This window comes from Streptomyces griseobrunneus (assembly GCF_046713465.1).
GTDB classification, from domain to species: Bacteria; Actinomycetota; Actinomycetes; order Streptomycetales; family Streptomycetaceae; genus Streptomyces; species Streptomyces microflavus.
Genome location: NZ_CP177080.1, coordinates 7,919,525 through 7,929,925, shown reverse-complemented (window position 1 = coordinate 7,929,925; position 10,401 = coordinate 7,919,525). Strand labels below are relative to the sequence as shown.

7 protein-coding genes and 1 pseudogene are annotated in these 10,401 nt (G+C 71.5%); 4 read left to right on the top strand and 4 right to left on the bottom strand.

Going from position 1 to position 10,401, the window contains the following annotated elements; translation table 11 throughout:
- Window positions 1-161: 161 nt before the first annotated feature.
- Together ACK8N7_RS36015 and ACK8N7_RS36010 are read right to left on the bottom strand one after the other, a co-directional pair.
- The gene (locus ACK8N7_RS36015; protein WP_500445295.1) at window positions 162-923 is read right to left on the bottom strand and encodes an isocitrate lyase/PEP mutase family protein; all 762 of its coding nucleotides are present in this window, start codon (window positions 921-923) and stop codon (window positions 162-164) included.
- 203 nt (window positions 924-1,126) lie between these two features.
- On the bottom strand, window positions 1,127-1,720 hold the full coding sequence (locus ACK8N7_RS36010; protein WP_500445294.1) for an NADPH-dependent FMN reductase: 594 nt from the start codon (window positions 1,718-1,720) through the stop codon (window positions 1,127-1,129).
- 114 nt (window positions 1,721-1,834) lie between these two features.
- On the opposite strand from ACK8N7_RS36010, the pseudogene ACK8N7_RS36005 reads away from it, so the two are divergent.
- The 3 genes and pseudogenes from ACK8N7_RS36005 (at window position 1,835) to ACK8N7_RS35995 (ending at window position 6,234) form a co-directional block, all read left to right on the top strand.
- Window positions 1,835-2,610 (top strand): annotated as a pseudogene (locus ACK8N7_RS36005) (helix-turn-helix domain-containing protein).
- 184 nt (window positions 2,611-2,794) lie between these two features.
- Window positions 2,795-5,014 carry an AAA family ATPase gene (locus tag ACK8N7_RS36000; RefSeq protein ID WP_500445292.1) on the top strand — a complete coding sequence of 740 codons (2,220 nt, stop codon included), beginning with the start codon at window positions 2,795-2,797 and terminating at the stop codon, window positions 5,012-5,014.
- Window positions 5,011-6,234: an McrC family protein gene (locus ACK8N7_RS35995; protein ID WP_500445290.1), complete on the top strand. Its 1,224-nt coding sequence runs from the start codon at window positions 5,011-5,013 to the stop codon at window positions 6,232-6,234. The genes ACK8N7_RS36000 and ACK8N7_RS35995 overlap by 4 nt, the downstream gene beginning before the upstream one ends.
- 64 nt (window positions 6,235-6,298) lie before the next feature.
- Here ACK8N7_RS35995 and ACK8N7_RS35990 read toward each other — a convergent pair whose 3' ends face one another.
- Window positions 6,299-7,633: a phytase gene (locus ACK8N7_RS35990; RefSeq protein WP_500445288.1), complete on the bottom strand. Its 1,335-nt coding sequence runs from the start codon at window positions 7,631-7,633 to the stop codon at window positions 6,299-6,301.
- Between the two features lie 312 nt (window positions 7,634-7,945).
- On the opposite strand from ACK8N7_RS35990, the gene ACK8N7_RS35985 reads away from it, so the two are divergent.
- Complete coding sequence (locus tag ACK8N7_RS35985) at window positions 7,946-8,830, top strand: glycoside hydrolase family 19 protein (RefSeq protein WP_500445927.1); 885 nt, start codon at window positions 7,946-7,948, stop codon at window positions 8,828-8,830.
- A 95-nt stretch (window positions 8,831-8,925) separates the two neighbouring features.
- Here ACK8N7_RS35985 and ACK8N7_RS35980 read toward each other — a convergent pair whose 3' ends face one another.
- Window positions 8,926-10,389, bottom strand: a complete 1,464-nt coding sequence (locus ACK8N7_RS35980) for an alpha/beta hydrolase family protein (RefSeq protein ID WP_403215317.1) — start codon at window positions 10,387-10,389, stop codon at window positions 8,926-8,928.
- Window positions 10,390-10,401: the final 12 nt, after the last annotated feature.

Below are 10,401 nucleotides of genomic sequence, written 5' to 3'. Positions count from 1 at the left end.
CTCCGCTCACGCAGGCAGTCCCCTGTCCGCTCCCGTCAGCGCGGCCCCATCAACGCGCCGACGTTCCTCCAGGTGAGGCCCGTCGGCGGCGGAACCGCCTCAAGCAGTGGCGGGGCGTCGCCGCCCGCTACGAGAAGACGGCGACCGTCCACCGGGCGGCACTAGGGGGCCCAGGGCCGGAGCATGTCCTTCATCGCATCCGTCATCGCGAGCTGCAGCAGCGGGCCGTAGGTGATCCGGCCGACGCCGAGGCGGCGGAAGCGCTCAAGGTCGTGCTTGACGGGATGGGCTGTGGAGTTCACGGGAACGCCGACGGCGCCGGTCACCGCCACGAGCAGGTCGTCGTTGTCCTGGATACTCACCGGGTAGACGCTGTCGGCGCCGGCCTCCTCCATGGCCCGCAGTCGCTCGATCGCCTCGTCGAGGACATCGGAGGCATCTTCCGCGTGGAGGAAGAGGTCGGTGCGCCCGTTGATCCAGACCGGGACCCCCGCGTCGTCGGCCGCCGCGCGCAGGCCGGCGATGTAGCTCGCGTGCTCCTGCGTGGTGCGCACGCGTCCGCCGTCCGAGTGGACGGTGTCCTCGATGTTGAGACCGACGCCGCCGACCTCGGTGAGTCCGGCGATGAGATCCGCGGGCTTCTGTCCGTACCCGGCCTCCAGGTCCACGGACACGGGGACGTCGACCGCCGCGATGATCGGCCTGACGGCGGCGAGTACCTCTTCGAAGGTCTGCCCCTCTTGGTCTTGGGCCCCACGGGAGTCGGCGAGCGGATGACTGCCGATGGTCAGCGCGGGGAACCCGGCGCCGGCTGCCGTCCGCGCGGACCAGACGTCCCAGACGGTCGGAAGCACGAGCGGCTTGAACTCGGCGTGCAGCTGCTTGAATCGTTGAGCGCGCTCAACGGTGATACGAAAGTCCATGCCGAGGACGCTACCCCCCGATCGCCGCGAACAACGTGCCGACGGGGCGCCGACCTGTGACGGCGGTGGCCGGGGACCCGGCGTCGGATCGGTCACGTGGGGCGGTTGTCTCCTCCAGCGGGTATTCGGTTCCCGGCCCATGGCGTTCCTCGTGCTCCGCCTCGTACGGGACATGGTGCCGAGGCCCGCCCGTGGCGACGCGTTCAGGCCGGAAAGGGGGCCGCGTGACGTGCGGAACGGAGTGCGGTCGCCCACCAGGCCAGCAGGTCGAGAAGTGTCCCGGCGTAGTCGGAGGAATCGGGTGCGAGGGGGCGGCCGTCCTGCCAGGTGGTGAAGTAGTTCGGGAAGGCGAGGCCGTCCCGGATGGTCACCGCGTGCAACTCGGTCAGGACGTTCTCCAGGTGCAGGACCGCGTGTCTTCCGCCCGCCGCGCCGCCGTGGCTGACGAAGGCGACGGCCTTGGCCGCCCACTGGGTGAAGTGCCAGTCGATGGCCGCTTTGAGCGAGGCGGGGTAACTGTGGTTGTACTCCGGCGTGACGATGACGAACGCGTCGGCGTCGTCCAGGTGTGCGGTGAGTGGAGCCATCCCGGTGGGGCGGGGGTAGTTGGCACCGGCGTGCTTCAGTGACGCGGCGGGCAGCACCAACGGGACGTCGATGTCGGCCAGATCGACGACGGCCACGTCGAAGGCACCGTGCGTGAGCGCCTGTTCGGCGACCCATGAGGCCACGGTCGGGCCGAACCGCCCCTCTCGGACGCTTCCGACGATGATGACCAGCTTGGGCTTGTTGTCCATGGCCACCACGATCCGGCGGCGGCGCGGCTACCGCCAGACCGTGCTCAGGACCGGCCCCCCGCAGAGCTACTCGGCGAGGTCCCGCGACGGAGGGTGGCGTCGTACTCTCGGTGCATGGGTTCGCCGTTGGGGGATTTCATCCGGGGCCGGCGTGACAGCGTCCAGCCGGAGTCGCTGGGCTGCCGGACCGGGGACGCCGCAGGGCACCGGGGCTGCGGCGCTCCGATCTCGCCGCGCTGGCGGGCGTCAGCGTCGAGTATCTGACCCGTCTGGAGCAGGGCCGTGACCGCAACCCCTCGGTGGCCGTGGTGAACGCCCTCGCCGACGCGCTCGGCCTGAGCCCGCCGGAACGCGATCACCTGCGCTGTCTGACGAAGATCACCGGCGGCGAGTGCGTAGCGCACACCCGGGCCGCCCGGCCGGAACGTGATGTCCGCCCGTCCGTCCTGCGGACCCTGGCTCTCATTGAACCGGGCATCGCGATGGTGACGCACCGGCTGCTCGACGTCCCCGCGCCGAATCTCACCCGGTACGTCTTCACCGATCCCCGGGCCCGGACGTTCTTCGCCGACTGGGGCGAGGTCGCGGACGAGCAGGTCTTCGAGCTGTGGCGTGGCCCTTCGGCGGCGAGCTTCGAGTGGTTCGCCTCGGAACTGGCCCCTGTCGCGGGGCCCGACTTCACGCACCGCCTGAACCGGCATGTGGTGCCGCGGCGGAGGCCTCTGCGCCTACGCCATCCGTCAGGGTGCGAGCTGCTGCTGGACCGCGAGACCCTCGAACTGCCCTCGGACGCGCAGCAACTGGTCGTCCTCCTCCCCGCGGACAGGGAAACGGCCCGGGCCGTCGAGCGGCTCGATGGACGGGCCCCGGGCCGGCTGCGAGCCGTCTGAATCACCGTACGGTCCCCGGGCGCTGGGCCCGGGGGATTTCGGGCCCGGGGGATTTCGGGCCCGGGGGATTTCTGAGCCCTCAGTCCCCAGGAGGGAGTGCTTCGTACAGTGCCGCCGCGCGCACTGTAGTGACGCAAGGTCTGCCCCCTTACTAGGGTGGGCACTTCGGAGCAGAGGGGGAGCTGTGGCGAGACGGCCTGACGGTGCCGAGGTCGCGGCGGTGGTGCAACGTGTCTTCCGCGGCGGTCTGCTCGGCGGTCAGTCCGCGTTCCAGCCGGAAGTGGCCGCCTGGACCGACGTGACCGCCTCCGATCTGCGCGCCCGCTTCGTCGACCAGCCCGACACATCGACGGACACCTTTCTCGTCAAGCTCCGCCGGCAGCTCGCCGACGCCCCGGACGGGACGATCGTCCTCGCCGCCGAACTGCTCTTCGTGAACATGGCCCCGCTGATACCCGAGCAGATCGGCCTTCCGAAGAAGCTGCAGATCCTCCGCGAGGTGCTGTCCTGGGCCGGCCGTCCCATTGATGTGCCCCCGGACCTGGAACCCGCCCTCAAGGGCTTCCTCCACGGTGGGCAGGGGTTCCTCAACTACCGCTGGGCGCAGTTCCAGATCCTGGTGCTCCTCGTGGAGCGGCTGGCCGGGACGCGGCAACCGGAGCGGAAGGCGCTTCTCGAGGACCCCTGGCGCTTCCGGGACCTCTGCTTCGCCATCCAGGACTCGGTCGGCCATAAGAAGGGCCGGGCCCAGATCCATGTCCTGCTCTTCGCCCTCTTCCCGGACACCTTCCAGCCGATCGCGAGTGCCCACCACAAACACGAGATCCTCAAGGCGTTCGCGGAGGAGCTCTCCGACCCCTCCGGCAACGACGACAAGGACCTCCTGGCGCTCAGCAGAACGCTGGAGGTCCAGATCGGGCGGCCCGTCGACTTCTACGACGAGCCCTGGGTCGGCCGCTGGCGTGAGGGCGCGGTCCAGCACGAGCAGCGCGGCTGGCTGGTCCGCGGGCACAATGTGGGCGGGCACGACGTCATCCCGGACTGGCTCGGCCGGGGTTACTGCTCGCTCTCCTGGCGGGAGGCGCCGGAGATTCCCGGCGGCGCCACCAAGCAGCAGATCCGGCAGGCGGTCGCCGAGTCCATGCCCGAGGCCACCGCCCAGCTGCGTGGCGCGGCCTCCTACCAGCTCCATGTCTTCCTGACCGAAATGCAGCCGGGAGACCTGGTCATCACCGTCACCCCGGACGAGGTGCACGTCGGCACCGTCCAGGGCCCACCGACGTACGACCCCTCCGACGGGGTCGACACCGCCCGCCGCCGCCCGGTGCGCTGGGCCACCGCCGAACGCCCCCTCGTCCGGGCCGACCTCCCCGGGAAGGTCCAGGCGCGGCTGCCGCTGCCGCCGACGGTGTACGACATCAGCAGTGTGGCCGCCGAGCTGGCCGAACGGGCGGGCCTGGAGTCCGTGGTCGCCGAGGAACTCGCCGACGTCGATGTCACAAAGCGCCTCGAATTCCCGCCGGTCACCCAGGAGCTGGCGGACGGACTGCTCATGCCGCTGGAGTGGCTGCGAGAAACCGCCGAGCAGCTCCAGGAGCAGCGGCAGTTGGTGCTGCACGGACCGCCCGGCACCGGGAAGACCCACCTCGCCCGTGCGCTGGCCAGACACCTGGCGGGCCCTGACCGGGTGGAGCTGATCCAGTTCCACCCCTCCTACACCTACGAGGACTTCTTCGAGGGCTTCCGTCCCGTGCGCGGCGACGGCGGCTCGGTCGTGTCCGACGTGCTGCCCGGCCCGTTCAAACTGCTGGCCGAGCGGGCGCGGAAGGATCCGGCGAACCCGTACGTCCTGATCATCGACGAGATCAACAGGGCCAATCCGGCGAAGGTCTTCGGCGAGCTGTACTTCCTGCTGGAGTACCGCGAAGAGCCCATCACCGTCCAGTACAGCCCGCACGATCCGTTCCACCTGCCCGGCAATCTCTTCCTCATCGGCACGATGAACACCGCCGACCGCTCCATCGCCCTGGTCGACGCGGCGATGCGCCGCCGCTTCGCCTTCCGCCGGCTCTCCCCCGAGAGGCCGCCGGTGCGAGGTCTGCTGGCCCGCTGGCTGCACGCCCGCGGCCTCCCGGACACCGCCGCGCGGCTGCTGGACGAGCTCAACTCCCGCCTCGGCGAACCCGACCGTGCCATCGGCCCGTCGTACCTGATGAAACCCGGCGCTGCCCGCCCCGGGGGCCTGGACCTCATCTGGCGCACCCAGATCCTGCCGCTCCTGGAGGACCAGCTCCATGGCACGGGTATCGACGTCGAGGTGGAGTACGGCCTGGACTCCTTGCGCGCGGCCCTCGGGCCGTCGGACCCGGCGGTCGGCCCCCCGTCGCCGGCCGTCGAATCGTGACCCCCGACCTCGCCCTCACCGTTCAGGAGACCGGCCCGGGCATCCCGTACGAGCTGACCGGGGACCAGGTGGCGGCCCTGGTCGCCGTGCCCGACCTGGTACGGCTGACTCCAGCACCGGGAGGGCGCTGGAGTGTGCGCGGCAACCAGAAGGCCGGCCTGGTCCGTCTGCGTACGCGGTCCGGCGGGGCAATCCATCTCCGGCTGCGTCCGAAGCTCGGCATCAGGGACCTCCTCTTCCTCCTCTCCTACTCCCCCACCGATCCCTGGCACCCGGAACCGGTCACCGCGGCCACGGCCGACGACCTCCTCCCCGCCCTCGCCGACCTGCTGGCCCGCACCGCCCACCGCACCCTGGAGACAGGCGTCCTGCACGGCTACCGCGAGGTGGAAGAGGAACTCCCCCTGATCAGGGGCCGTATACGCACGACGGCCCAGCTCCGCCGTACGGGGCTGCCGCTGCCGATAGCGGTCCGGTACGACGACCACACCCCCGACATCCCCGAGAACCGCATCCTGCTGGCCGCCCTGCACCTGGCCGCCCACCTGCCGGGCGTCCCCCACCCCACCCGCCTCACCCTCCGTCACCTCGCCGACCGCCTCCACGGCGTCCAGCGCCCCCACCCCGGCCAGGCGCTCCCTCCCTGGACCCCGACACGCCTCAACGCCCGTTACGCCCCGGCCGTCCGGCTGGCCGAGCTGCTGCTGTCCGGCCGCTCGATACAGCCGGAGGGGGGCGCGCCGGTCCCGGCGGACGGGTTCCTGCTGGATCTGCCGCGGGTCTTCGAACGCTTCGTGGCAGTGACGCTGGGAGAGGCCCTGGCCAGCCACGGCATCCGCTGCGCTCACCAGGACGTCCATCGCCTGGACGAGGCGGGCCGGTCCCCCTTCCGCCCGGACCTGGTCCTGTACCGCGAGGGCCGCCCGGTCTCGGTGATCGACACGAAGTACGTGTTTCTCAGGGCCACGGCCCCTCCCGCTGACCACCTCCACCAGCTCCTCGCCTACTGCACCGCCCTGGGCCTCTCCCACGGTCACCTCGTCTACGCGGCCACCGCCCCGGGCGCGGCCTCGACCGACCACGTGATCCGCCGCTCCCCCGTCACGATCACCGCCCACGCCCTGAACCTCGGCGAACCCCCCGCCGGAGTCCTGGCGCAGATCGCGGCCCTGGCCGCCGTAACAGGGACACAGGGTCGAGCCCGACGGCCTCCCGGGTGAGGAAGAGGCCGTCTTCGTGGGGAGCGTGGTGATGGCTGCCGGGAGAACCCGGATTCCGGCACCGTCAGTCGTGCAGGGCGTTCATGACCGTGCCGAGGTCGACGAACTTGAAGTTGGTCGCGGGGCGGTCTCCCTCGCCCGGTGCGTCGTGGCCGTCCTGCACGACGAGCAGACCGTTCGGATACTGCGAGCCGAGGGGGGCGTTGAGCGCGGCGGCGCCGTCGCACTCCTCGGAGCCGTCGAGCCTGCTGTTCGCGGGCGCGACACGGAACCCGCCCTCGTACTCGTTGTCGTCCTTCACCTGCCGGTCGTACGCGGCGAAGGTGTTGTCGCCCTGGCTGGAGGCGAGCAGGTAACCGTCGCCGTCGGACTCGGTGACCAGCGTCAGGCCCTCGACGTCCGCGGAGAGCTTGGATCCGCCGTAGCCGGGGTCGTCTCCGGGCGTGCACTCCTCGGTCTCCTCGTCGTAGACCCCCGGGACACCGTACTCACGGACCTTGTCGATCAGTTTCGGCCGGCCACCGGTCAGGTCGGCGCGCAGGCGCCAGATCCCGACGTTCTCCTGACCGGCGTAGAGGGTGCCGTTGACGGGGTCGACGACCATGCCTTCGACCTGCGGGAGTTCGCCGGGCTCGCCGCAGGGAGACCACGAGGTGCCGTTGGGCAGCCGGAACGTGGAGGGAAGGTTCAGGGTCCGCACCGTGCGGTACGTGACCTTTCCGGCCCTCGTCGGACGCAGTTCCAGCAGCGTGATGCTGGTTCGCTCTCGACGGCTGACCAGGGCGAAGGACTTGCCGGACGTGGGATCCGTCCAGGTCGCGAGACCGTATGCGGTCCGCTGGTCGTTGATCTCGGCCTGGTTCTTCGAGAACACGGGCGGCGCGGCGGGATCGGTCACATCGGTCAGCGGGCCGCCGGCGCGGTCACGGTCGATGCGGTAGAAGCGCAGCCGGTCGTGGCCCCGGTCGCTGACGACGGCCAGGTCGGCCCGGACCGAGGACAGCCTCAGGCCGTGTACGAGGTCCACATTGTTGAAGCGGCCAGGGGCATCGTCGGGTCCGGCGGCCGGCGGCGCGGACAGGGACTGGAGCGTCCGGGCCTTCAGGTCGTAGACGCGCAGACCGCCCTCCTTGGCGGTCGCGATGACGAGGCTGCGACCGGGTGCGGCGGTGTTCCGCCAGATGGCGGGGTCGTCCGCGTCGGCGTTGCCGCCCGCTTCGTCGTCGTGCAGCACCTGCGTCTCCGCGCGAGGCGTGACGGCCGGCAGATCGCTGCCGATACGACCATGGGCATGGGCATGGGTATTGGCGTGGGCATGGGCAGGCGCTGCCGGAGTCGCAGTCGCGAGGGCCGACGTCACGGTCAGCGCAAGCGCCCGGACGATGGTGGAGCGAATCACGCAAGTCTCCTCTTCGAGGGGCTGTCAGGTCCCGGGTGAGCGTGGTCTGCGCAGGTGTCCGTCCGGCAGCCACCGGGCGGCCGACAGCCCCGAGTTCACGTGCACGGGCGATGAACACCGTCGGCACGGGACGGACAGGTACGGAGAACTCCTGACGAGATATGGAGGGGGGCTCCCGCCCGGTCCAGACCTTGACAGGGGGCGCTCCTGGCCGGTCCAGACCTTGACAGGTCCAGACCAATCACGCTTGGGTGGTGGTCCGCCCTGTCGCTGCCGGGTACCCGGTGCGCCGCGCCGAAGGAGTGAGCAGCCCTGCATCGCATCAAGAGGTTCCTGACCGTACCGGCGGCCCTGGCCGCGCTCGCCGCCGGCTTCTTGACAGCGACCCCCGCCGCGTCGGCCGCCTCACCCGACGCCGAGCCGTGCGCCCCGCTCCACAGCGCCTCGGTCGACTACCGCGCGGGGGACACCGTTTCGCACCACGGACGCAATTGGACCGCGAAGTGGTGGTCACGCAACGAGAATCCGGGCGCCGGGTCCGCCTGGTCCGACCGGGGCGCCTGCACGGGAGGGGTCTCCGACTTCGTCATCAGCCCGGAGCGGTTCGACGAGATCTTCCCGGACCGCCACCCCTTCTACACCTACCAGGGCCTGATCGACGCGCTGCACGCCTACCCGCGCTTCGCCAACACCGGGACGCCGCAGACCCGGGCCAGGGAGGCGGCCGCCTTCCTGACGCACGCTGACTTCGAGTCGGTGGGGCTGAAGTACGTCAAGGAGATCAACGAGGCCAACTACTGGCGCAAGTGCGACGACACCCAGCCCTTCGGCTGCCCGGCGGGGCGGGAGGCGTACTACGGGCGGGGCCCGATCATGTTCAGCTGGAACTTCAACTACAAGGCCGCCGGTGACGCCCTCGGGCTCGACCTGCTGAACGATCCGTGGCTGGTCGAGCGGGATCCCTCCGTCGCCTGGCGGACCGCGCTCTGGTACTGGAACACCCAGAACGGCCCCGGCACCATGACCTCGCACGAGGCGATGGTCGGCGGCGCCGGGTTCGGTGAGACGATCCGTTCGCTCAACGGAGCCCTGGAGTGCGACGGCGGCAACCCGCAGTCCGTGGCCGCGCGCGTGCAGCGGTACGAACGCATCACCGGCATCCTCGACGTGGCACCGGGGTCCGGGCTCACCTGCTGAGGCGGGAAGGCCGCTCCGCCCCTGGGCGAGGGCGCACGCTCTCACCTGCCGGCGCAGCGGCATGCCGACGATCATCGGGTTCCCTGGGGGGGCGATCATCCAGGTCCCTGAGATACGGCCTGCGGCTTCGGCCGGTGGACGGTCACCTCCCCGTGGGCCGCGAGGGCGGTGGGCAGGTCGGTCTGGGCGCCCCGGAGCATGGCGTCGAGGAACGAGAGCGAGGCGGCGGCGGTGATGCGGTGGCCCTCCGTGCGGCCCAGGGAACCGACCACCCCGGGTACCGGCGGCAGGTAGAGCGGGGCGTCGGTGAAGGTGAGATGCGCGGTGCCGGGCACGGTCAGCCGGTAGTTGGTCGCGGCGCCGAGTTCCAGCACGCGGGTGAGCCGGGGCAGGTAGTCCGGGTCGGTCCCGGGGCCGATCTCCTGGGTCAGCGCCAGTACCGGTTGCCCGAGGCGTCCCCCGGTGGGGCCGTGCGGGAAACCGTCCAGGTCGATGACCGCGTCGAACCGGCGGTCCTGGCGGGCCGCCTGCAGAGCTGCCGCGCCGCCGATGGAGTGACCGGCCACCGCCACCCGGCCGGTGTCGAGGCGTCCGGCCAGGGTTCCGTCGGCGTCACCCCGGTCCATGCGCGTCAGCCTGGTGAGCACGGTACGCAGGTCCGCGGCGCGGGTGCGTGTCCAGCCTTCCGCCCGTGCCGCGTCCTCCTCCCGGTCGCCGGTCGCGGAGACCCGCGTACGCAGCGTCCGGCCGTCCGCGAGGACCACGGCAGCGGAGTCGTAGGGGTGGTCGACCGCCGCCACCACGTAGCCGTGGCTCGCCAGTTCCTCCGCCCAGGCGGTGTTCTGCGTGCGCACTCCGCCCAGTCCGGGGGAGAACAGCACCACCGGAAAGCGTCCGCCCTCCCGGGTGACGGGCGCGCCGGGCACCGCGTGGCTGCGGGCGCGCGGCAGACCGTCGAGCAGGAAGCCGGGGACCCCCACGTAGCCGGCCAGCGCCGAGGACACCGTGCGCGACTCGGCCCCGGTCCGCCCGAGGTACGGCATCCGCGGCGCGTCCGGGGTGCTCCGCCCGGCGGGATACCAGAGCTGCGTCACCAGCGTGCGGCTCTCCTCGCCCCGGCCGGCTCCTTCGGGGCGCGTGGACCACTCCAGGACCTGGGTGCCGACCGGGAAGCGTCCTGAGGGCTCGGGGAACTCGGGTACGGGCAGAGCCCACGCGGAGACCGGGCCCGACGCGATCAGGGCGGCGCACACCGCAGAACCCGGCAGGGCCAGCCACCACCGGGCACGCCACGGAGTGCGCCCGGTACGCCGCCGGACCATGGGTACGAGCGCGAACGGCGCCGCGACGGCCGCCGCGGCCACCACCGGAACCATCTGCCATCGCAGCCCCCCGACGACGAGGACGGTCACCGACCCCACGAGCAGGGCGCCGGCGGCGAGCGTGGCCGGGCCGCGGAAGCGGTCGGGAAGCCAGCGGGCCAGTACGAGGGTGATGGCGCCGAACACGGTGAGGGCTTCCGGGCCGGACAGCGGGAGACCGGTGATCGTTGAGGGCATGGGGTCATCGTC